General features: G+C 73.3%; 18 protein-coding genes and 1 tRNA gene. 6 read left to right on the plus strand and 13 right to left on the minus strand.

What is annotated here, in order from left to right:
- Nucleotides 1–25: 25 nt before the first annotated feature.
- From AC5JJ1_RS07580 to AC5JJ1_RS07620, 9 genes are all read right to left on the minus strand, one after another.
- On the minus strand, nucleotides 26–1,264 hold the full coding sequence (locus AC5JJ1_RS07580; protein ID WP_495784503.1) for a cation:proton antiporter domain-containing protein: 1,239 nt from the start codon (nucleotides 1,262–1,264) through the stop codon (nucleotides 26–28).
- A 45-nt stretch (nucleotides 1,265–1,309) separates the two neighbouring features.
- Nucleotides 1,310–3,808: a putative bifunctional diguanylate cyclase/phosphodiesterase gene (locus tag AC5JJ1_RS07585; RefSeq protein WP_495784504.1), complete on the minus strand. Its 2,499-nt coding sequence runs from the start codon at nucleotides 3,806–3,808 to the stop codon at nucleotides 1,310–1,312.
- Nucleotides 3,809–3,811: 3 nt separating this feature from the next.
- Nucleotides 3,812–4,327, minus strand: coding sequence for a putative pterin-binding protein (locus tag AC5JJ1_RS07590; RefSeq protein ID WP_495784505.1), 516 nt, complete (start codon nucleotides 4,325–4,327; stop codon nucleotides 3,812–3,814).
- Between the two features lie 173 nt (nucleotides 4,328–4,500).
- A complete protein-coding gene (locus tag AC5JJ1_RS07595) occupies nucleotides 4,501–4,854 on the minus strand; it encodes a 6-carboxytetrahydropterin synthase (RefSeq protein ID WP_495784506.1) in 354 nt (117 codons plus the stop codon).
- A 199-nt stretch (nucleotides 4,855–5,053) separates the two neighbouring features.
- Nucleotides 5,054–6,145, minus strand: a complete 1,092-nt coding sequence (locus tag AC5JJ1_RS07600) for a zinc-binding metallopeptidase family protein (protein WP_495784507.1) — start codon at nucleotides 6,143–6,145, stop codon at nucleotides 5,054–5,056.
- 108 nt (nucleotides 6,146–6,253) lie between these two features.
- A complete protein-coding gene (locus tag AC5JJ1_RS07605; protein ID WP_495784508.1) occupies nucleotides 6,254–7,354 on the minus strand; it encodes an acyltransferase family protein in 1,101 nt (366 codons plus the stop codon).
- Between the two features lie 136 nt (nucleotides 7,355–7,490).
- Nucleotides 7,491–8,393, minus strand: a complete 903-nt coding sequence (locus AC5JJ1_RS07610; RefSeq protein ID WP_495784509.1) for a transglutaminase family protein — start codon at nucleotides 8,391–8,393, stop codon at nucleotides 7,491–7,493.
- Nucleotides 8,390–10,894, minus strand: a complete 2,505-nt coding sequence (locus AC5JJ1_RS07615; RefSeq protein ID WP_495784510.1) for a circularly permuted type 2 ATP-grasp protein — start codon at nucleotides 10,892–10,894, stop codon at nucleotides 8,390–8,392. The genes AC5JJ1_RS07610 and AC5JJ1_RS07615 overlap by 4 nt, the downstream gene beginning before the upstream one ends.
- A gap of 1 nt (nucleotide 10,895) precedes the next feature.
- Entirely contained in the window at nucleotides 10,896–14,231 is a 3,336-nt protein-coding gene (locus AC5JJ1_RS07620) for a transglutaminase family protein (protein WP_495784511.1), read from the minus strand.
- Nucleotides 14,232–14,460: 229 nt separating this feature from the next.
- Between AC5JJ1_RS07620 and nhaA the strand changes: the two genes are divergently transcribed.
- Entirely contained in the window at nucleotides 14,461–15,651 is a 1,191-nt protein-coding gene (nhaA, locus tag AC5JJ1_RS07625; RefSeq protein WP_495784512.1) for a Na+/H+ antiporter NhaA, read from the plus strand.
- Here nhaA and AC5JJ1_RS07630 read toward each other — a convergent pair whose 3' ends face one another.
- On the minus strand, nucleotides 15,652–16,602 hold the full coding sequence (locus AC5JJ1_RS07630) for a Bug family tripartite tricarboxylate transporter substrate binding protein (RefSeq protein WP_495784513.1): 951 nt from the start codon (nucleotides 16,600–16,602) through the stop codon (nucleotides 15,652–15,654). It lies immediately after the preceding gene.
- A 133-nt stretch (nucleotides 16,603–16,735) separates the two neighbouring features.
- On the opposite strand from AC5JJ1_RS07630, the gene AC5JJ1_RS07635 reads away from it, so the two are divergent.
- Together AC5JJ1_RS07635 and AC5JJ1_RS07640 are read left to right on the plus strand one after the other, a co-directional pair.
- Nucleotides 16,736–16,821: transfer RNA gene (locus AC5JJ1_RS07635), tRNA-Leu, on the plus strand.
- Between the two features lie 138 nt (nucleotides 16,822–16,959).
- Nucleotides 16,960–17,562: a hypothetical protein gene (locus AC5JJ1_RS07640; protein WP_495784514.1), complete on the plus strand. Its 603-nt coding sequence runs from the start codon at nucleotides 16,960–16,962 to the stop codon at nucleotides 17,560–17,562.
- 3 nt (nucleotides 17,563–17,565) lie between these two features.
- Here AC5JJ1_RS07640 and AC5JJ1_RS07645 read toward each other — a convergent pair whose 3' ends face one another.
- Nucleotides 17,566–18,369, minus strand: a complete 804-nt coding sequence (locus tag AC5JJ1_RS07645) for an SDR family NAD(P)-dependent oxidoreductase (RefSeq protein ID WP_495784515.1) — start codon at nucleotides 18,367–18,369, stop codon at nucleotides 17,566–17,568.
- A gap of 72 nt (nucleotides 18,370–18,441) precedes the next feature.
- On the opposite strand from AC5JJ1_RS07645, the gene AC5JJ1_RS07650 reads away from it, so the two are divergent.
- On the plus strand, nucleotides 18,442–18,636 hold the full coding sequence (locus AC5JJ1_RS07650) for a hypothetical protein (protein WP_495784516.1): 195 nt from the start codon (nucleotides 18,442–18,444) through the stop codon (nucleotides 18,634–18,636).
- A 135-nt stretch (nucleotides 18,637–18,771) separates the two neighbouring features.
- Here the strand turns inward: AC5JJ1_RS07650 and AC5JJ1_RS07655 are convergent, their stop codons facing one another.
- Nucleotides 18,772–19,176 (minus strand): response regulator, encoded by a 405-nt coding sequence (locus tag AC5JJ1_RS07655; protein WP_495784517.1) that lies wholly within the window; start codon nucleotides 19,174–19,176, stop codon nucleotides 18,772–18,774.
- 337 nt (nucleotides 19,177–19,513) lie between these two features.
- On the minus strand, nucleotides 19,514–20,218 hold the full coding sequence (locus AC5JJ1_RS07660) for a transglycosylase SLT domain-containing protein (protein WP_495784518.1): 705 nt from the start codon (nucleotides 20,216–20,218) through the stop codon (nucleotides 19,514–19,516).
- Between the two features lie 218 nt (nucleotides 20,219–20,436).
- On the opposite strand from AC5JJ1_RS07660, the gene AC5JJ1_RS07665 reads away from it, so the two are divergent.
- Together AC5JJ1_RS07665 and AC5JJ1_RS07670 are read left to right on the plus strand one after the other, a co-directional pair.
- A complete protein-coding gene (locus tag AC5JJ1_RS07665) occupies nucleotides 20,437–21,420 on the plus strand; it encodes a Bug family tripartite tricarboxylate transporter substrate binding protein (RefSeq protein WP_495784519.1) in 984 nt (327 codons plus the stop codon).
- 57 nt (nucleotides 21,421–21,477) lie between these two features.
- Nucleotides 21,478–22,311: an NADPH-dependent oxidoreductase gene (locus AC5JJ1_RS07670; RefSeq protein WP_495784520.1), complete on the plus strand. Its 834-nt coding sequence runs from the start codon at nucleotides 21,478–21,480 to the stop codon at nucleotides 22,309–22,311.
- Nucleotides 22,312–22,315: the final 4 nt, after the last annotated feature.

Here is a 22,315-nt window from a genome sequence, read left to right on the forward strand (position 1 = left end):
GGCCGCATCGCACAGGACGGAACCATCACCGAGGTGCTGGGGGAAGCGTGAGGCGGGCCGCCACCCGGTCCGCCAGCCAGAAGACGGCCGGGTTCAACGCGATGGTCAGCAGCGCGACCGCCAGCACCAGGTCGCGCCCGGCCGCCGGCATCACCCGCTCCGCCACGCCGATCCCGGCCAGGATGAAGCTGAACTCGCCGATCTGCGCGAGCGAGGCGGCGATCATCAGCGCCTCCCCCTCGCTCATCCCGCGCAGCCGGGCGATGGCCCAGGCCGCCGCCGACTTCCCCGCAATCACCACCAGCGTCGCGGCGGCGACGGCGAGCGGCTGCTGCACCAGAATGCCCGGGTCGAACAGCATCCCGACCGAGACGAAGAACAGCACGGCGAAGGCGTCGCGCAGCGGCAGCGTCTGCTCCGCCGCCTTCTGGCTGAGCGGCGACTGGCCGAGCACCAGGCCGGAGAGGAAGGCGCCGAGCGCGAAGGACACGCCGAAGGCGACATAGGCGATATAGGCGACGCCGAGCGCCGCGACCAAGGCCGCCAACGAGAACAGCTCCCGCGAGCGCAGCCCGCCGACCAGCGACAGCGCCCAGGGCATCACCCGGCTGCCCACCACCAGCATCAGCCCGATGAAGACCGCGATCTTGCCGAGGGTGATGAGCAGCGAGAGCAGGATGTCCTGGCCGCCGATGCTCATGCCCATGCCCATCAGCATGCCCGCCGGCGCACGGCCATCGAGCAGCGCGGCGGCGACCGGGACCAGCACCAGGGCGACGACCATCGCCAGGTCCTCCACCACCAGCCAGCCGACCGCGACCTGCCCGGCCCGGCTGCCGAGCCCGCCGCGCTCCTGCAGGGCGCGCAGCAGCACGACGGTGCTGGCGACGGAGAGGCAGATGCCGAAGACCAGCCCCTGCCCGTCCGTCCAGCCCCAGAGCCGCGCCAGCCCCCAGCCGAGCAGCGTGGCGACGCCCATCTGCACCAGCGCCCCCGGCACCGCGACGCCGCGCGCCTCGGCCAGCTCGCGCGGGGAGAAATGGAGGCCGACGCCAAACATCAGCAGGATGATGCCGATCTCGGACAGCTCCGCGGCCAGCGCCAGGTCGCCGACGAAGCCGGGCGTGTGCGGCCCGATCAGGATGCCGGCGAGGAGGTAGCCGGCGAGCGGCGGCAGGCGGAGCTTGCGCGCCAGCACCCCGAGCAGGAGGGCAGCCCCGAGTGCGGCGGCAAGCGTCGTGAGGAGAGGCGTGTGATGCGGCATGGGCCCTATCTGCCAGCGGCGGTCGCCGCGGCCAACCGGCTGCGGTTACAGCGCTGCCTGGAGGATGCGCTCGGAGCGGCTCGGCTCGTCGAACCAGCGGCGCAGCTCGGCCGCCGATTCGGGCGCGCCGAAGAAGTAGCCCTGCGCCTCGGTGCAGCCGGCCTCGCGCACGCGGCGGAGCTGCTCGGCCGTCTCCACCCCCTCGGCCGTCGTCGCCATGCCGAGCTGGTTCGCCAGATGGGCGACGGAGGTGACGATGGCGACGGATTCCGCCCGGTCCGCCATGTCGCGCACGAAGGACTGGTCGATCTTGATCTTGTCGAAGGGGAAGCTGAGCAGGTAGCTCAGCGAGGAGTAGCGCGTGCCGAAATCGTCGAGCGAGGTGCGGATGCCGGTGCTGCGGAAGGCCTGCAGCACCTCGGCCACGCCGCCATCCGATTGCAGCAGGGCCGATTCGGTGATCTCCAGCTCCAGCCGCCCCGGCGCGAGGCCGGACTGGCCGAGGACGTGCAGCATGCTGGCGGCGATGTCGGCAGCGCGGAACTGCAGGGGCGAGAGGTTGACGGCCACCTTCAGCGGCGCCGGCCAGGTGGCGGCCTCGCGCGTCGCCTGCTCCAGCACCCAGCGGCCGACCGCCTCGATCAGCCCGATCTCCTCCATCATCGGGATGAACTCGCCGGGCGAGACCATGCCGCGCACCGGATGGCGCCAGCGCAGCAGCGCCTCGAAGCCGGCGAGGCGGTTGGCCTTCAGGCCGAAGATCGGCTGGTACATCACCTCGAGCTGGTTGCGCGGCAGGGCCTCGCGCAGGTCGGCCTCCATCGACAGCCGGGCCTCCAGCTCCGCCGCCATGCTGGCCTCGAAGAAGCGCCAGGTCCGCCGCCCGGCGGCCTTGGCGCGGTAGAGGGCGAGGTCGGCATGCTTCAGCATCTGGTTGGCGGCCGTGGCGGGCTCGCCGGCGACATGCTCGGCGAGCGCGATGCCGATGCTGGCGCCGACCTGGGCGCGGTAGCCGAGCAGCTCGTAGGGGGCGCAGACCACGTCGACCACGCGCTGGGCGAGCGCCGCCGCATCCGCCGCCGAGCGGCCCGGGGCCTGGAGGATGGCGAATTCGTCGCCGCCGAGCCGCGCCACCAGGTCGCCCTCGCGGATGCAGCTGCGCAGCCGCCGCGCCACGTCGCGCAGCAGGGCATCGCCGAGCGGATGGCCGAGCGTGTCGTTGATGTTCTTGAAGTGGTCGAGGTCGAGGAAGAGCAGCGCCGCCCCGCCATTCTGGCCGGACCCCGCCGCGGCCAGCGCCGCCTCGATCCGCTCGCGGAAGAGCAGCCGGTTCGGCAGGTCGGTCAGCGTGTCGTGATGCGCCATGTAGCTGATGCGCGCCTCGACCCGGCGGCGCTCGGTGATGTCCTCATAGGTCGCCACCCAGCCGCCGCCGGCCATCGGACGATGCGACACGGCGATGGCGCGGCCATCCGCCCCCTCGCGCCAGAAGGTATCGGCCCGGCCCTCGGCAACCAGCGCGGCCTGGGCAGCCCGGAGATCGGCCAGCAGGGCCGGCCCGAACCGTCCGGCCCGGCGGAGCGAGGCCATCAGCGCGCTGAGCGGGGTCCCGGCCATGGCCTCCACCTCGGTGAGGCCGAACAGCTCGAGGAAGCGGCTGTTGCAGACGATCAGCCGCCGGTCGGGCCCGGCCATGCAGAGCGCCTGGGACATGTTGTTCAGCGCCGCGTCGAACCGGGTGTTCTGCAGGTGCAGCTCGGCATCCCTGAGGCGGAGCGCGCGGTACTGCTGCTGCACCTCGGCCATCGCCTCCTGCGTCTGCTCCTTGGCGACGGCGAGCTGGCGGCCGGTGCGGGTGAGGTCTTGGACCAGCACCTGGACTTCGGCATGGGCGTTCCGGATCAGCCGGTTATGCGCCATCAGCGTGGCGATCAGCCCTCCGCAGCAGAGCAGCAGCGCGACCAGCACGCCGGTGAAGGTCCAGTAGAGCCAGCCGAGCTGCTGGATGTCGCCGGAGACGAGGTCGTTGCCATGGGCATAGGAGGCGGCCACGAGGCGGGTGAGCCGCGGGCTCAGCTCGGCGAAGGCATCCAGCATGCGGCCGGCGACGCCCGGCTCGCCGAGCCGCTCCGCCATCGGCTGGGCCGCGACGATGGTGCGCTGGAGCTGGGCGACGGTCGCTAGCCGCTCCGGATCGTCGCGGATGAAGAGCGCCGCGTCGCCCCCGCCGCTGAGGAGCTGGGCGCGGCTGGCGACGATGTCGAGCCAGAGCTGGACGGTCTCGAGATTTTCCTCCTCGGGCTGGGCCCGGTAGGTGGCGATGGCCGCCTGCAGCCGCGCCACCTCCAGCACGCCCTGGCTGACCAGCCAGGTGACGTTGTAGCGCGAGACCGCGGCCAGCGACTGCTGGCGCTGGTTGATGAGGACGGAGACATAGGCGGCGACCAGGACCAGGACGCCGATGATGGTGACAAAGCCGAAGCGCTGGAGGCGCGGCAGGCCCGCGGGGGGCTGCGCCCGGCGATTGGCGTCCGGCCAGGGCATCGGCTAGTGGACGACCAAGCGCGCTACCTGCCAGGCGGAGCGGCCGTAATACCGCGGCGACTTCAGCGCCGGGTCGGAATCATAGGGGTAGACGATGAAGAGCGGCCCCTTGTCCCGCACGGTCAGGTAGGCGCCGTCGCGCTTCAGCGCCAGCAGCACCCCGTGCTGGGCAAAGTCGGCGACCGGGATCTCGGTCGAGTAGTCGTTAAGGGCGATCGCCTGCACCATGTCGCCCTGGGCCCCGAGGCGCTGCAGCAGCTTCGTCATCGGCACGCCCTCGAAGGTCACCGGGCCGTCATACCAGGGGGTGGTGGTGGTGAAAGAGGCCATGCCGATCGCCTCCAGCATGGCGCGGTCGAAGCGGGCGGCCTCGCCCTCGTTGCTGACGCCGATCCTGCCCGAGACGGTGAGGATGACGCGGCCGCTGGGCGCCTGCAGGGATTCCGCCCCGGCACGCCCGCAGGTCAGCGCCAGGAGGCCGGCCCCCACCATCATCCGGCGCCGCTCGATCAGCCGCATCGTCAACCCCTCGTCACGGATGGCCCGGCCCCGGGGTGCAATCCACACGCCGGGGAGAAGCCACCTTCCTTATAAACGAGAAGGAGAGGGCTTGGCAGCGGCGGAATTGGCGGAAACGCCACGAAACGAAGCCGGACGGCGACCCGGCCCGCGGGGGGCCACCCGGTTTCCGCTCAACCGTCGAGGCTCAGGCGGCAGCCGAGGCCCTCGGGGCGGATGATCTGCACCTCGGTGACGTCGAACCCCTCCTTGCGGACCTCGCGGGCGAACCAGCGCGCGAGCTCCTCCATGGTCGGGGTTTCCAGCACGTCGTTCAGGCAGCGATGGTCGACGCCCTGGCGGATGCGCATCAGCTCGTCACGGAAGCTCTCGGCATTGACGAAGCCGTCCACCCCCTCGCGAACGGAGACGCGGACCGTGTAGGTGTGGCCGTGCAGGTCGTACTGGGCGAAGCGGTGCGCGGCGGAGACGATGCACTCCGCCCAGATCGTCATCGTCGAGCGCGCCTCCCCGGCACGGTCGGCCACCTTGCCGGGATCGGTGCCTTCGGGCTTGGATACCGGCGCGTAACCGGCGCTTAACACCGCATCAATCTTTGTCATAGCTCTCTCAGGTTGAAAAGCCTGCCGCCTGAACGCCTGGTCGTGTAGGCCGATCTTAACCGCTTCCGCCTCGAAGGGGCACCGATTTTCCGTTCCACAACCGTGACATCTCGAAGATGACTGTTCAAGCGGCATTTTGCGCGTGCACCAGCCGGTGGATCGAGCCGAGCTTGGCGATGGCCGGGGCCGACAGCACGAAGGGGTAGAGGTCCGGCGCTCCCATGCAGCGGTTGAGGCTGTTCGCCGCATAGGTCAGCGGCAGCCAGGCCTCGATCATGTCCTCGATGGACACCTGGCCGTAAGGGTCGAAGTCGATATTCGCCGCCAGCACCATGGCCGCCGTCGCCTCGGCCTGGGGCAGCCGCGGGCGGAGGCGGAGGCCGAAGGCGGCCGCCATCTCCAGCGTGTCGACGATGTGCAGGTAATGCGCCCAGGTCTCGGCGAAATCCTCCCAGGGGTGGGCGGTGGCATAGGCGCTGACGTAGGCGTCCTGCCAGTCGGCCGGCGCGCCCTCGGCATAGTGCCGCTTCAGCGCCTCGCCATAGTCCTGGCTGTCGTCGCCGAAGACGGCGCGGCATTCCTCCAGCCGGCCGGCGTCGCGGACGAGGACGTTCCAGTAATGGTGCCCCGTCTCGTGCCGGACATGGCCGAGCAGGGTGCGGTAGGGCTCGCCCATCGCGGTGCGGCGGCGCTCGCGCTCGGCATCGTCGGCCTCGGAGAGGGCGAGGGTGATGATGCCCTCGTCATGCCCGGTCATCACCTTCGGCCCCCCGGGCGTGTCGGCCAGCACGTCGAAGGCAAGGCCGTGCTCCGGGTCGTCGACCCGGTTGGCGAGCGGCAGGCCGAGCCGGCGGAGGGTGTAGGACAGCCGGTGCAGGGCGCCCTGCCAGCGCTGCCAGGCATGCAGGTTCGCCGGATCGGTGAGGTCGGGGACGGTGCGGTTGTGCCGGCAGGCGCGGCAGAAGGGCTCCTCCGACCCGGCCGGGACCAGCCAGTTGCAGGCCTCGTACTGCGCATTGGCGCAGAAGCGGACCTCGGAATTCGGGTCGGCCAGCGGCCGCCAGCGCGCGGTGCCGTCGCCGGCGGGCTCCAGCGGCTCGAGGGCCGAGAGCTCGACCTCCTCCGGCAGGTAGCCGAGGGCATGGCCCGAGCGCTCGCAGCGGGTGTTCTCGAAATAAAGGACCTGGGCGCAGGCCTGGCAGCGGAAGAGCTTCATTTGGACCTCAGGGGGCCGGGAGGCGCGGGCGAGACGCGCCGTTGTCCGAATGGTTCCATGGACGTCGCCTCCGGAGCCGGCCGCCGTCGCCCGCTGCGGCCGATGGGCTCAGGCCCCGACCCGCGGCGCCGGCGCGAGGCCGGCGCGGCCGCCCCCGTCCAGCCTGCGCCCGAGCAGCCGGCGGCCGAGGGCCATGCCCGGGACTTCCACGAACCGGTAGCCGAGCGCCGCGGCAAGGCAGAGCGGCGGCAGCGTGATGGCGGCGCAGGCCAGGAAGGCGGCCCCGCCCTGCCCGAGCCGGTCGAGGACCCAGCCATAGGCCGGGCGCAGGGCCAGGATCAGCAGGAAGTGCGAGAGGTAGATGCTGTAGCTCCGCTCCCCCAGCCACAGCGCGGGCCGGGACCGCATCAGCCAGGAGGGCCGCAGCGCCTGCCACAGGCAGGCCGCGGCGAAGGCGCAGCCGAAGGCCAGGACCCGGGCATCGCCCGGCCCGTCCGCCAGCCAGGCCGCAGGCGAGAGCAGCAGGGCCAGCAGGCCGAGGGCCAGGGCGGCGGCCAGCGCGGCCACGCGGCCCTCGGCCGGCGTGCCGCGCACGCGCTCGAAGATGCGGAAGGCGAGCAGCGCGGTGACGAAGACCGACAGGTTGCTGGCCAGCGAGGTCAGGCTGTAGTCGCTGCCGGGCATCCATGCCGTGAGCAGCAGGCGCGCGGCGCCGGAGGCCAGCATCGCCAGGATGGTGGCCACGGCCATGCCGGCGACGCCGCGGACCCGCATCAGCAGCGGCAGCAGGAGGTAGAACAGCATCTCCGCGCCGACGGTCCAGCCAGCCGGGACCAGCCCGCCATGCCAGCCCGGCAGCAGGTTGAAGGTGAAGGTCACCTCTGCGGCCAGGCGCCCGGGGCCCGGCCAGCCGGCGCGCAGCAGAATTGCGGCGAGGACGAGGTAGTAGAGCGGCGCGATGCGGAAGAAGCGCTTGACCAGGTAGGGTCCCGGCCGCTCGGCCATCTGGGGGTTCGCCCAGGCCAGGGCGAAGGCCGAGAGCGCGAAGAACAGGTGGACGCCGAGGCCGAAATGCGTGGCGATCCAGGGCAGGGCCGCCGGCACCGCGAGGTTGGGGATGGCATGCAGGTGGTAGAGCAGCACCATCATCGCCGCCGCTGCGCGCAGCCCGTGCAATCCGGGCAGCAGCCCGCGACCCTGTTCCGGCATCCCGCCCCCACTGCTCCCCGCCGCCCAGGACCCGGACGGCCCGGCGCCGCTCCAGCCCGTTGCGGATTATCCCCTGGGGCTCGCTCTAGTACCGCCTCGGCCGGCGCGATGTCATCAGGCCGAACGCCTCGCCCCGCTACCCCGCGGCCTCGACGGCGACCGGCTCCAGGTCGACGGCGATGGCGAGGGCGTGCTCCCCGCCGCCGAGCACCACGCCGCTGACCGGGCTGACATCGCCGTAGTCGCGCCCCCAGCCGACGACCAGGTGCTCGTCCCGCACCACCGCGCCGTTGGTCGGGTCGAGGTCCACCCAGCCATGCTGCGGGCCGAGCCAGCAGCCGACCCAGGCATGCGACTGGTCGGCGCCGCGCCGCCGCGGCTGGCCCGGGGGCGCATCCGGCGGCGGGCGGGTGCGGATATAGCCGGAGGCATAGCGCGCCGGCAGGCCGAGCGCCCGCAGCGCGCTGATCATCACATGGGAGAAGTCCTGGCAGACGCCCTCGCGCCGCGCCAGCACCTCCGCCACCGGCGTCGCCAGGCCGGTGGCGCCGGGGCGGTAGGCGAAGTCGCGGCGGATGCGGGCATTGAGGTCGAGCAGCCCCTCCAGCACCGGCCGGCCGGAGGGGAAGCTCGGCGCGGCATAGGCGCCGGCGGCGGGCTCCACCCGGACCATCGGGCTGGCGAAGGCGAATTCCGCCGCCTGCCAGGCCGCCGGGCCGCCGGCCCGCGCCATCGCCGCCACCTGCTCCCAGGCCGGCGTCGCCGCGGCGGGCGGCGGGGCGCCGAAGCCGACCTCGACCATCGCCTCCCCCACCACCTCGAAGGCGGCATGCGGCTCGTCGAGGAAGAGCCAGGTGGCATGATTGCCGAAATGGTCGAGCGCATCCCGCCGGCGGGAGGGGGCGGGCGTCGCCGTCACCGCGGCCTGGAGCACGCGCTGGCCGGGCAGGGCGCGGGGGATCAGGTGCAGCAGGTGCGCGGCGAGGTCGACCGTGCTGCCATAGGCATAGCGCGTGCTGTGGCGGACCCGATAGATCACGCGGCGCCGCGCAGCCGGCCGCCCGGGGCCGCGGGGCCGAGGCTGTGCGCCACCGGCAGCAGGGCGAAGTAGCGCCGGGCGATGCGGTTGGAGAGGGCGGCGACCGCGCCCTCCATCGCCAGCAGCCGGGGCGGCAGGGCGAGCGCCGCCTCCGCCTGCACCGGCGCCGCCGCGACATCCCGCACCATGGCCCGCGCCTCCTCCAGCAATTGCCCGGCCGCGAGGCCGAGGGGCGACTCGCCGTCCAGGTCCGCCAGCACGTCGCGGGCGGCGGCGAGCTGGAAGGCCAGGCCGCGCGGGTTGCCCTCGTCAGCGAGGACGAGGTCGAGCACCGGCCCGGCCTGCAGCGCCGTCAGGTAGCGGCTGCGATAGGTGATGACGGAATCCCTGAGCTCCAGCGCCAGCCGCAGCCCCGGCTCCAGCCGCGCCGGCTGGGCGGCGGCGCCCGGCTGGTCGAGGGCGCGGGCAATCTCGGCGGCGATCGCCTGGGCGCGCTCCACCCGCCGGCCGAGATCGAGGAAGAGCCGGCCGCCGCCCCGCACCATGTTCTCGGCGGCGAGGCCGGCGACCGTCGCGGCGAAGGAGAGGATGGCGTTGCCCAGCTCGGCCAGCCGCTCGAGGCCGAGCGCATCCTCCCGCAGCTGCGGCACCGGGCGGAGCTGGGCGGCGAGCTGGCGGAGGCCCTGGTGGAGGGCGTGCTGCATCTCGCCGGTCAGCCGGTCGCGCAGCAGCTCGGCGAGGTGGGAGACGCGGGCGAGGAGGCCGGCGACCGGCCCGCCCTCCTGCATCGCCCGCAGCAGGGCGCGGGTCAGCGCCCGGGCGCCGAGCCCGTGCACGCCGCCCTGCGCCGTCTCGGCATCCAGCAGCTCGGCGCGGACCAGGCAGGCGAAGAGGCTGCGGAGCTCGGCCAGCTCGCGCGGCGTCGGCGCCGGGCGGCCGAGGCGGCTGGCCCCGGCGCGCAGCAGGCGGGCGGCATTCTCCAGCCGCTCCAGGTAGCGGCCGAGCCAGAAGAAATTGTCGGCGACGCGGCTCGGCAGCTCGCCGGCGGTGCGGCGGATGGCGAGCGGCGCGGCGGCGCGGCCGTGCGGGCCATGGATGGCAGCGCCGTCCTCGGCCGGGATCCAGACATCCTTGGCGATCGCCGGGCCGGGCGCCCCATCCAGAACCCGGGCCAGGCCGCCCTGCAGGGCGCGCCAGCGGCTGCCGTCGAAGAGGAGAAAGAGGCGGAGCATCACCGGCCGCGGCGCCAGCCCCGCCGTCCCGACGCAGGGGGCGACGGAGGGGCGGATCACCTCGGAGAGGGCATGGTCCTGCGGCGCGGCGGCGATGCGGGCCAGCAGCGCCGCGCGCGCCTCGGCGCCCAGCGCGGCGGGACGGATGGAGCGGACGGTGCCGTCGACCGCATGCCGGACCAGCCAGGACCCGAGGTCCCGCTCCGCCTCGGCACGGGCCTCCGCCTCGCCGAGCCAGAGGGTCCGGGCGCCGGGCAGCCGCAGCGCCTCGCCGATCAGCCGCGGGGCGAGGCGGGGGAGGAAGGCGGCGATCCCCGGCGCCTCGACGCAGCCGGTGCCCGGGTCGTTGACGATCTTCACCGCCCCGGCGCGGGCGGCATCCAGCAGGCCGGCGACGCCATGGGCCATGCTGGGGTCGAGCTCCAGCGGGTCGATGGTGCGGCCGTCCTGCCGGCGCAGCAGCACGTCGACGCGCTGCAGCCCGCGCAGCGTCTTCAGGTAGAGCACGCCGTCGCGCACGCTGAGGTCGCCGCCCTCGACCAGGGCGCAGGACAGCTCGCGCGACAGGATCACCTGCTCGAACCAGAGCGGGCTGGCATGGCCGGTGGCCAGCAGGGCGATCGCGGGATTGCCGCCGGCGCCGAGGGATTGCAAGGCTTCCTGCCAGAGGTCGAAGAAGGGGCCGAGCTGGCGCAGCTCCCGCGAGCGGATGAATTCCGGCATGTGGCGCGAGAGGGCGCGGCGGTTCTCCAGCACATGGGCGAGGCCCGTGGGGCTCGCGGTGCGGTCGGCGACGACGCGCCAGCCGCCGTCCGGGGCGCGGACCAGGTCGGCGGCGTAGAGGTGCAGCAGCGGCCCGGCCCGGCCGCCCCCCGGCGCGCGGCAGGGGCGGAGGAAGGCGGGGTTGGCATGGACCAGGGCGGGCGGCAGGGCGCCCTCCGCCAGCAGGCGCTGCGGGCCGTAGACATCCTGCAGCACCGCCTCCAGCAGCGCCGCGCGCTGGGCGAGGCCGGCCTCGAGCGCATCGAATTCGGCGGGCGGCAGGATCAGCGGCACCGGGTCGCAGCGCCAGGCGGCGGCAGGCGCGCCCTCCTGCGGGGCGAGCAGGCTCGTCACCCCCTCATCGGCGAAGAAGCGGTCGATGAGGAGGGCGCGCTCGGCCAGCGCCTCGCGCCCCAGATCGGCCAGCGCCCCGAGCAGCGGGCGCCAGTGCGGCCGGAAGCCGCCGGCGCCGTCCACCATCTCGTCGAGCGGGGCGCCGGCCTCCACCCTACCCCACCCGCCGCAGGTCGAGGCTGCGCGGCGCCTCCCCGGCCGGCACGGCGACGGGCGGCGCCATCGGGCCGGGGGTGTGGCCGAAGGGCTGGAAGCGGGTGCGGCGGCGGGCCTCGGCCTCGTTGGCGTTCACCGGCAGGGTGTCGTAGCTGCGGCCGCCCGGATGCACCACATGGTGGGTGAGGCCGCCGAGGCTCCGCCCCGTCCAGCGGTCATAAAGGTCGAAGACCAGCGGCCCCTGGGCGGGGATGGTCGGGTGCAGGGCCGAGGGCGGGTCCCAGGCCTTGAAGCGGATGCCGCCGACATACTCGCCCTGGGTCTCGGTCGGCACCAGCGGCACCTCGAAGCCGTTGCAGGCGAGGGTATAGCGTTCCGCGACCCAGCCCGTCACGCGGGCCTGCAGCCGTTCCGTGCTGCTGTCCACGTAGCGGGCGGTGCCGCCGCCGGCCGGCTCCTCGCCCAGCACATGCCAGGGCTCGAGGGCGTGGCGCAGCTCGATGCCGGTGCCGCGCAGCGTCACCTCGCCGATGCGGGGGAAGCGGAATTCGAGATGTGGGGCGAACCAGGTTGGGTCGAGCGGGAAGCCGAGCGAGCCGAGCTCGTCCAGCGCATCGCGGAAGTCCTGCTCGGCATAGTGCGGCAGCATGAACTCGTCATGCAGGCGGGTGCCCCAGCGGACCAGGCGGCGCTCATAGGGGTGCTGCCAGAAGGCGGCGACGGCGCTCCGCATCAGCAGCATCTGCGCCGCCGACATGCGGGCATGCGGCGGCATCTCGAGCGCGCGGTACTCGACGAGGCCAAGCCGGCCGGAGCGGGTCTCGGGCGCGTAGAGCTTGTCGATGCAGAACTCGGTGCGGTGGGTGTTGCCGGTCATGTCGGCCAGCAGGTTGCGGAACAGCCGGTCGACCAGCCAGGGCGCCGCCTCCCGCCCCGGCTCGATCTTGGAGAAGGCGACCTCCAGCTCGGCGATGGCGTCCCCCCGCGCCTCGTCGACGCGCGGGTGCTGGCTGGTCGGGCCGATGAAGAGGCCGCTGAACAGGTAGGAGAGGCTCGGATGGTTGTGCCAGAAGCCGAGCAGGCTCTTCAGCAGGTCGGGCCGCCGCAGGAAGGGGCTGTCGGCGGGCGAGGCGGCGCCCATCACCACATGGTTGCCGCCCCCCGTGCCGACATGGCGGCCGTCGAGCATGAATTTCTCGGCCGACAGCCCGAGCTGCCGGGCCTCCTCGTAGAGCAGCTCCGTCCGCTCGACATGCTCGGCCCAGGAGGCGCTGGGGTGGATGTTGACCTCGATCACGCCCGGGTCCGGGGTGACGGAGAAGCTCAGGATCCGTTCGTCCCGCGGCGGAAGGTAGCCTTCCAGCACCACTTGCCGGCCGGCCTCGGCCGCGGTCGCCTCCACGGCGGCGGTGAGGTCGAGCCAGTCCTCGGCCGCCATCAACGGCGGGTAGAAGACATGGAGCCTGCCGTCCCGCGCCTCGACCGCGAGGGCGGTGCGGACCAGGCCGGGCTCGCCCTGGCCGACGACCGGCAGGTCCTGCGGCACCGGGCGGAAGCCCTCGGCGCCGGCGCCCATGGTGCTTGGGCCGTGCGGGCGCCCGGAGGCTTGTCGCGGCGCAAGCCGCGCGACGTCACCGTATGGCGGCAGGGGCTCCCTCGGCGCCATCGGGTCGGCCTCGACCTCGGCCTCGATGCTGGCGGGGTCGGCCCAGGGCAGGCTCTCGAGCGGCAGGCGGAAGCCGATTGGGCTGTCGCCGGGGATGAGGAACAGCGTGTCGTCGCGGAAGAACCAGCGGCCGGACTGCCAGCGGCGCCGGCCGTCCTGCATCACCCGGCGCAGCGGCAGCACGCTGCCGACCGGGGCGGCCAGTCCCTGCCCGAAGACGCGGGCGAGGCGGGCGCGCTCCAGCGGGTCGCGCAGCCTTGCATCCTCGGCGGTGACGTTCGCGGGCAGGCGTTTCTCCCGCCACAGGTAGTAGTGGACGTCCTCATGCGCTGTGTTGACCAGCGAGGGGTCGACCTGCAGGCGCTCGGCGAGCATCCCGGCGAAGCGGGCAGCATCCGCCGCGGTCGCGCTGCCGCGGTCGTCGTCGGAGGCGAGCAGGCCAGGGTCTTTCCAGACCGGCTCGCCGTCGCGGCGCCAATGGGCATGCAGCGCCCAGCGCGGGAGCTGCTCGCCGGGATACTGCTTGCCCATGCCGTATTGCAGCGCCGCGCCCGGCGCCCAGAGTTCGGCGAGGCGGCGGAGCAGGCGCCCGGCATGGCGGCGCTTGGTGGGGCCGAGCGCATCGGTGTTCCATTCCGGCGCGTCCATGTCGTCGGCGGCGATGAAGGTCGGCTCGCCGCCCATGGTCAGGCGGACATCGCCGGCCCGCAGCGCCCGGTCCACCCGCTCGCCCTGGGCGAGGATGTCCTGCCATTGCCGCTCGGCATAGGGCCTGGTGACGCGCGGCGTCTCGCGCACCCGCGTCACCGACATGGCGAATTCGAACTCCGTCCCCGCCTTCTCGGCAAGCCCGCTGATGGCCGCCGCCGAGGCCGGCTCCGGACTGGCGGCGAGCGGGATATGCCCCTCGCCGGCCATCAGGCCGGAGGTGGCGTCGAGCCCGATCCAGCCGGCGCCGGGCAGGTAGACCTCGGCCCAGGCATGGAGGTCGGTGAAGTCGGAAGTCGGCCCCTCGGGGCCGGTGACCGGCTTCCGGTCGGCGACGAGCTGGATCAGGTAGCCGGAGACGAAGCGCGCCGCATAGCCCAGGTGCCGCAGCGCCTGCACCAGCAGCCAGGCGCTGTCGCGGCAGGAGCCCCGCCCCCTGCCGAGCGTCTCCTCCGGCGTCCAGACGCCCGGCTCCAGCCGCACCACATAGGCGGTGCGTTCCTGGATGCGGCGGTTCAGCCCGACCAGCATGTCCACCGTCGGCTGCTCGCCGCGGGGGGTCGCCGCCAGGAACTCGGCGAGCAGCGGGCCGGCGGCCTCCGTCCGGCGGAAGGGGGCCAGCTCCTGCTCCAGCACCGGGTCGTAGGCGAAGGGCCAGGTCTCGGCCTGGGGCTCGAGGAAGAAGTCGAAGGGGTTGATCGTCGCCATGTCGGCGACGAGGTCGACCGTGACGTCGAAATGCGTGACCCGCTCGGGGAAGACGACGCGCGCCAGGTGGTTGCCCTGCGGGTCCTGCATCCAGTTGAGGAAGTGCGGCCGCGGCTCGATGGTCAGCGCATAGCTCACGATCGGCGTGCGGGCATGCGGCGCCGGGCGCAGGCGGATGGTCTGCGGCCCGAGCGTGACGGCGTGCTCGTATCTGTAGCGGGTGGCGTGAGTCAGCGCGACGTGCAGCGGCATGGGGGAGGGGTATCCGGAGTCCTGGGTGGGGACGATGGGGGACCGCTTACAGCAGGAATGTCGCCGGCACAGGCCCATGCGTCCATCCCGGGCCGGGCGCCGGCGTCGCCAGCGGCGATGCAATGGCGGTGCCACCCAGCCGCCGGCGCGGATGGCGGCCGGTTCGGATTGCTTTTTCTCCACAATTCCGGCAGCACGGCGCGCCATCACCCGACTGGAAGGAGCCTACATGCCGGACATGCCAGTGGAGCCCGCCTCGCGCCGCGCCCGCTCGCTGCTGCGGGACTTCCTCCACAACAGCGCCTCGGGCGGTCTGGTGCTGATGGCGGCGGCGGCCATCGCCCTCATCCTCGCCAATTCCGGGGCGTCGGAGCGGTATTTCGGCATGCTCGCGGCCTATCTCGGGCCGCTCAGCGTCCTGCACTGGATCAATGACGGGCTGATGGCGGTGTTCTTCCTGCTCGTCGGCCTCGAGATCAAGCGGGAGCTGCTGGACGGCCAGCTCGCCAGCTGGGGGCGCCGCATCCTGCCCGGCGTTGCCGCCGCGGGCGGTATGGCGGTGCCGGCGCTGATCTACGTCGCCTTCAATGCGGGCAATCCGGCGACGCTGCGCGGCTGGGCCATCCCGGCGGCGACCGACATCGCCTTCGCGCTCGGCGTGCTGGCGCTGCTCGGCTCGCGGGTGCCGGCCTCGCTGCGCATCTTCCTGGCGGCGCTCGCCATCCTCGACGACCTCGGCGCGGTCGCCATCATCGCGGTCTTCTACACGGGCGAGATCGCCCTGCCCTATCTCGGCCTCGCTGGGCTGGTCTCGCTCGCCCTGCTCGGGCTGAACCGGGCGGGGGTGTGCCGGCTGGCGCCCTACCTGCTGCTCGGCGCGGCGCTGTGGTGGCTGACGCTGCGCTCCGGCGTGCATGCGACGGTCGCCGGCGTCCTGCTGGCCTTCGCCATTCCGCTGCGGAACCGGCCGGGCGGGTCGGACGACCTCGCGGCCTCGCCGCTGCATCGGCTGGAGCATGCGCTGCACCTGCCGGTCGCCTTCCTCATCGTCCCGGTCTTCGGCTTCGCCAATGCAGGCGTCTCCTTCGACGGGCTGACGCGGGAGGCGCTGCTCGACCCGCTGACCCTCGGCGTGGCGGCCGGGTTGCTGTTCGGGAAGCTGATCGGCGTCTTCGGCGCGGCCGCGGCGGCGATCAAGCTCGGCTGGGCGGACATGCCGGTCGACGCGCATTGGGGGCATCTGCTGGGCACGGCCCTGCTCTGCGGCATCGGCTTCACCATGAGCCTCTTCATCGGCATGCTGGCCTTCGAGGGCGAGCCGCTGCTGCAGGCGGAGGTGAAGATCGGCATTCTCGCCGGCTCGCTGCTGGCGGGGGTATCCGGAGCGCTGGTGCTGCGGCTGGGGGCGCGGCGGGGCTGATCAGCCCGGCTCCAGCCCCGCCTCCCTGGCGCGCACCGCCAGCTCCGCGATCTGGCCGCGGAGGAAGGCGTGGAAGGCCTCCGGTGTCGAGCCGCGCGGGACGTAGCCGAGCCGGCCGACCTTCTCGGTGAAGCCCGGATCGGCCAGCGCCGCGACCAGCGCGGCGTTGGCCCGGGCGACCACCGGCGCCGGCGTCGCGGCGGGGACGCCCATGCCGAACCAGGCGGAGACGGCGAAGCCCGGCAGCAGGCTGGCGACGGGCGGGATCTCGGGCGCGAGGGCGAAGGGCTCGGGCGAGGTGACGGCGAGCGCCCGCACCTTCCCCTCCCGCACCTGCGGCAGGCCGGCGGCGAAGTCGGTGAAGGTGCTGTCGATGCGGCCGGCGATGACGTCGGTCAGCGCCTCCGGCCCGCCGCGATAGGGCACGGCCGTCATCTCGGCGCCGGCCATGCGGGTGAGCATCGCCGAGGCGATGCGGGCGCTGGCATTGCCGTAGCTGAAGGTGAGGGGCTGCCGCCGTGCCAGTTCGACGAAGCCCTGCAGGTCGCGCGCCGGGCTCGCGGCCGGGACGACGAGGACATAGGCGGTATCGGCGACATAGCCGACCGGGGCGAAGTCCTTCAGCGGGTCGTAGGACAGGCGCGGGACCAGGTAGGTGTTCAGCGCGCCGTTGGTGACGCTCAGCACGCACCAGGTGAGGCCGTCCGGCACGGCGCGGGCGACGCTCTCCGTGCCGACCACGCCGCTGCCGCCCGGGCGGTTGTCGATGATGACCGGCTGGCCGAGCTCGCGGGCGAGCGGCTCGGCGAGGTGGCGCATCAGCGTGTCCGTCACCGTGCCGGCGGGGAAGGCGACGACGATGCGGACTGGGCGGTCGGGCCAGGACTGGGCGCGGGCGAGGCCGGGCAGCAGCGCGGGCGCGGCGAGCAGGGCCCGGCGGGGGATGGGCACGGCGGATCCTCCGGTCGTTCTTGCGGGTCACTGAACAATGCGGGCCCGGGGTTGGCAAGCGCCCTGCGGATGCGACGCGGGCGGCCGCCCCGGCTTCGCAGCGGGCCGCAGTCCGTGCTATCCAGCCCGGCGCGGGGGCGTGGTGGAATGGTAGACACAGGGGACTCAAAATCCCCCGGCCGCAAGGCCTTGCCGGTTCGAGTCCGGCCGCCCCTACCAGCTCCCGTCCGCCGGCTGAGCCGTTCTCAACCCGATATCAACCCTCCTTGAGCCAGGCTCGCTGCGCGGCATGTGAGGGGTGTTTTTGCCGCCTCTGTCCCAAGATCGTCACAAGTGAGTTCGACAGGAAACGCACGCATGGCGACTGGTACGATCCGCAGCGGTCTTCGCTTTGGCCGCCTCGTGGTATCGCATGAGGACAGCCCCTATTTCTGGCGCGGCCGCTTCGCGCGGCGCCGCTGGCTCTGCGATTGCGAATGCGGCGGCAGCGCGACCGTGCGGGAGGACCGGCTGAAGGCCGGCACGACGCTGAGCTGCGGCTGTCTGCGCGACGACGCCTCCCGCGAGCGGCAGTTCCGCCACGGCGGCAAGGCCGGCGGCCGGGTGGCGCCGGAATACCATGTCTGGCAGGCGCTGCTGCACCGGCAGCAGGAGGCCTCGGTCTGCCGCCGCTGGCAGGCCGGCGGCGGGCGCGGCTATGCCGCCTTCCTCGAGGATCTCGGCAAGCGGCCGAGCCCGGACCACCGGCTGGTGCGGCTGAACGAGGCGCGCGGCTTCTCCCCGGCGAATTGCGCCTGGGAGCGTTCGCCGCCGCGGCGCGGCACGCCGCGGCACTTCATCCCCTATCGCGGGCGCATGGTCAGCCTCTCCGCCGCCGCCGCCGCGACCGGCATCGACTACCGCCGGCTCTGCAAGCGGCTGGAGCGTGGCTGGTCGCCGGCGGAGGCGCTGCGGCCGTAAGGGCTACACCGGCCCGGCGGCGGTGAAGCCGCCATCGACCGCAAGCTCCGCCCCGGTGACGTACCTCGCCTCCTCCGAGACGAGGAAGAGCACGGCATGGGCGACGTCCCAGCCGCTGCCCATATGCCCGACCGGCACGCTGGCATGGCGCCGGGCGATCAGCGCCTCGGCATCGTTGGCGCCGAGCTGGCGCACCAGGCGGTGCTCCACCAGCGGCGTGTGCATCAGCCCAGGGATCACCGTGTTGCAGCGGATGCCCCGGCGCGCATGGGCCATGGCGACGGATTTCGAGAAGGCGATGATCCCGGCCTTGCTCGCCGAATAGGCGCTGTGCGGCCGCCCCGCCGACATGCGCAGGGCCGCGACGGAGGAGATGTTGACGATCGCCCCGCCGCCCGCGGCCTCCATGGCCGGGATCGCGTATTTGCAGCCGAGGAAGGCCGTCTTCAGGTTGAAGTCGATCTGCCGGTCCCAAACCTCCTCCGGCATGTCGACCGGCCCGCCGGGCGCCGAGCCGCCGACATTGTTCACCAGGATGTCGATGCGGCCATGGGCCGCGAGGCAGGCGCCGATGGCGGCCTCCACCGCCGCGGCGTCCAGCATGTCGCAGACATGGGCGGTGCAGGTGCCGCCCTCGCCGGCGATGATCGAGGCGGTGTCGCCGACGGCCTCCGGCACGACATCGATGGCGAAGACCCGGGCGCCCCGGCGGGCCAGCAGCGCGGCCGTTGCCTTGCCGTTGCCCCAGCCGGGCCCGACCGAGCCCGCGCCGGTGACGATGGCGACCTTTCCGGTCAGACCCAGCATTCTCCCCTCCCCGATGAACTTTCGTGCCGCCCCGGCGATGAAGCAACGACCGCCATCGTGACAGAGGATTGCATGAACACGCTGCTTCGCCTGCTGCTGATCCCCGCCCTGCTGACCATGACCCTGGCCGCCTGCAATAGGGAAGGCCCGGGCGAGCGCGCGGGTCGGAGCCTCGACCGTGTCGGGGAGCGTGTGCGCGATACGGTGGACCCGCCGCGGGGCCCGGTGGAGCGGCTGGGCCGCTCGGTGGACCGTGCGGTGAACTGAGGCGCGCCCGGTTTCCTGCCCCCGCCATCCGCGGGCCTCGCCTGAGGACGGAGCGGAGGGGCAGGCTACCGGGGATGGGGGCTGCCAGCCTGAGGGCGAGGCCTGCGGCACCTCGGCATCAGCGAGGGACCGCCCTCAGATGCGGCGGTCCGTCCCGATCTGTTCGGGCCGATACTGGCCTTGCAGCCCCTCGCCGCGCAGCAGGTCGGAGATGACGGCGACGGCCAGCGTCGGCGTGAAGGGCTTGGCGATGAAGCGAGAGCCGGCCACCTGCTGCTGCGGCTCCGCCCGGTTGTAGCGGCCCGAGGCATAGATGATCGGCAGCCCGGTGCGGATCACGCGCGCGGCGCGGGCCAGGGCGAAGCCGTCCGACCCGCCGGGCAGGTTGATGTCAGTTAGCATGAGGTCGATTTCCGGATGGTCGCAGAGCAGCGACAGCGCGGCCCTGGCATCCTCCGCCTCCAGCACCTCGAAGCCCATATCGCCGAGGGCGTCGACGAGCGTCAGACGGACCAGGAAATCGTCTTCGACAACCAGCAAAACAGATCTGTGACCATGCATCGGTGGATTCCTTGCCCCCTTACCCGAAGCCCCGACCGATGCCTGCGTTGCCCGGTCCCGCTGTGACGAGCGCGTGACACGGCGCACGAAAATGCGCTTGTCGCGCATAAGTCGTATTGGAACGGAATGAGGGAAACCTCGGCAGCGCCTTGCCGGCCGCAAACATTGCGCGCCTGGCCCTCAGTATTGATGCCGAGATAAATCCATCTTGATCTTGATATTTCGCATGCGGCACGCATGCATTGATTCAGCCGCGATATCACGGCCGGGCGAAGATTGATCCCGTTCTAGGATGTGCGCTGGCAGAATCAGGCGCTCAGTTGGCGCTGTCCTGCATCTCGGCGACTTCGAGCAGGGTCGCGCCGTTGCGGCGGGCCTGCAGCGTATCCGTCTCCCGGCAGGGCTGGCCCCGCAGCAAGGCGGAGCCGGGGGCGGTCACCTCGAGCTTGGCCCGCACCCGGCAGACCACGCGCTGCGAGGAGGCGGGAGAGCCGCCATGCCAGCGGCGGATCGCCTCCTCCCAGCGGCCGGTCTCGGTGTACCAGCGGCGCAGCAGGCCGCCGGCCCAGTCGGTCGCCCGCACCGGGTCGAGCGGCCAGTCGGCGCCGCGCGCATGCACCCGGGCATTCACCTGCACGCAGCCGGCCATGACGCTGTGCCCGGCCGGCGCCTGGGTCAGCATGCGGCGCGCGGTCGGCAGGTCGTCCGGGAAATAGGCGCGGCCGCCGATGCTCAGCGCATGGGCGTGCAGCCCGCTCTCGGACAGGGCCACGGCCACCAGCAGGCCCTGCGGCAGGCCGTGCACCCGCTCGGCCCGGCGGGCCGCGGCGAGGCAGGCGGCGCGGGGGGAGCTCGGCAGGGCCGTCGCCACGGCGGGCGGGATGAGTTCCTGCGGCGCATCGGGCAGGCGGGGCGCCGCTTCGGCGGGCCGCCGCGCCGGGCCGGCCAGGGCGCCGCCGGGCGGAGCCGCGGCCAGCACCAGCGCCAAGGCAATGCCGGCCCGCCGCAAGGCCCCTGCCATGCGGTTTTTCCCTGAAGGGAGGGCGCCCCGCACACCGTGCGGGAACGCCGCTGAGGGTCGCCGGGAGTTGCCTGCCGGCGTGCCGTTCGCGGACGTCATGCCTCGGCGTTAGCATGGGCCGGAAGGATTGCGCAACATGGCGTGATCGGCCCCGGGCTTCGCCGGCCGCGAGGCTGCCCCATTTCCGCACGAGGCTCCGCCGCCGGGAGACACCGACCATGCCGCAGCTCACGCGCCGCAGCCTCGCCGCGGGCCTTGCCCTCCTCACCCCGCCCGCCCGGGCGGAGGCCGCCTATCCGGAGCGGCCGGTGACGGTCGTGGTGCCCTTCTCCGCCGGCGGCGCGGCCGATATCGCGGCGAGGACGCTGGCCGCCCATGCCCCGCGCACCCTGCCGAACCCGCAGGCCGGGCTGGTGGTGGAGAACCGCACCGGCGCCTCGGGCGCGGTCGGCACCGGCTTCGTGGCGCGGGCCAAGCCGGATGGGCATACCCTGCTGCTGGCCCGCACCGGCTCCTCCGCCATCCTGCCGGCGACCGACCCGCGTACGCCCTATGCCTGGGACGAGTTCACCATGCTCGGCCTGCTGGACGAGAACCCCTTCGTCGTCTGCGTGCGCGCCGACGCGCCGTGGCGGACGCTCGGCGACCTCGCCACGGCGCTGCGCGAGGCGCCGGGCCGGCTGAATTTCTCGACGACCGGGCCGGCGACGCTGCTCGACCTCGGGGTGCGGCACCTCTTCGCCAGCCTCGGCCTGCCGATCGATGCGGGCGTCGCCATCCCCTTCCGCGGCGGGGCGGAGGCGGTGGCGGCGGTGCTCGGCGGGCAGGCGCAGTTCATCGGCAACAACCTGAGCGACATGGCCGGGGCGGTGGCCGACCGGCAGCTCCGCGCCCTGGTGGTCGGCACGGCGGAGCGGCTGCCGAGCCTGCCCGGCGTGCCGACCGCGCGCGAGGCGGAGGTGGAGCCGCTGGCCCGCATCGCCGGATGGAACGCGCTCTTCGGCCCGCCGGGCCTGCCGGAGGGGGTGGTGAAGGCCTGGACCGCGACGCTCGCCCGGCTGCGGCAGGACCGGGACTGGATGGCGGCGACCCGCCGCGTCGGCTCCATCCCCCGGCTGCTCGCGCCGGAGGAGACGCTGGACTACGTGCGGGCGCAGGTGGCGCTGTACCGGGAGCTGGCGAAGCGGCTCGGCCTGGTCTGAGCCGGGCTTGCCGCCGGGGCCGCCGCGGCTACCCTGGCTGCGAAACGGAGACCGCCCATGGACAGCCTCACCCCCGCCACCGCCGGCAAGGCGGAGGCGCTCGCGGCCCGCTACGGCCGCGATGCCATCCCGCCTGCCGGACCCTGGAACGAGACCATTGCCGGCATGCTCGGCCATCGCTCGGTCCGCGCCTACCGGCCCGACCCGCTGCCGGAGGGGACGCTCGAGACGCTAGTGGCCGCCGCCGCCTCGGCCGCGACCTCTTCCAACCTGCAGACCTGGTCGGTGGTCGCGGTGCAGGACCCAGAAACCAGGGCCGCGCTGGCCGAGCTGGCGGGCGGGCAGCGGCATATCCGACAATGTCCGCTCTTCCTCGTCTGGCTGGCCGACCTCTCTCGCAATGCCCGGCTGGGCGAGGCGCAGGGGGTTGCGCTCGAGGCGCTGCCCTATCTCGAGAGCTTCCTCGTGGCCGCGGTCGATGCGGCGCTCGCCGCGCAGAATGCGGTGGTGGCGGCGGAGTCGCTCGGCCTGTCGACCGTCTATATCGGCGCGCTGCGGAACGACGTGCAGCGCGTGGCCGGGCTGCTCGGCCTGCCGCCGGGGGCGGTCGGGGTCTTCGGGCTTTGCGTGGGCTATGCCGCCGAGCCGGGTGCGGTGAAGCCGCGCCTGCCGCAGGCAGCCGTGCTGCACCGGGAGCGCTATGCGACCGAGGGCGAGGCGGCGCTGCGGGCCGGATACGACGCGGTGCTCGGTGACTTCTCCGCCCGCCATGGCATGGGGCCGGAGGGCTGGACCGGGCGCGTCATCGGCCGGCTGGCGAAGCTCAAGGCGATGGCGGGGCGGGACCGGCTGGTGGCGGCACTCCGGGACCGCGGCTTTCCGCTGAAGTAGAGGG

The organism is Belnapia sp. (genome assembly GCF_059504005.1).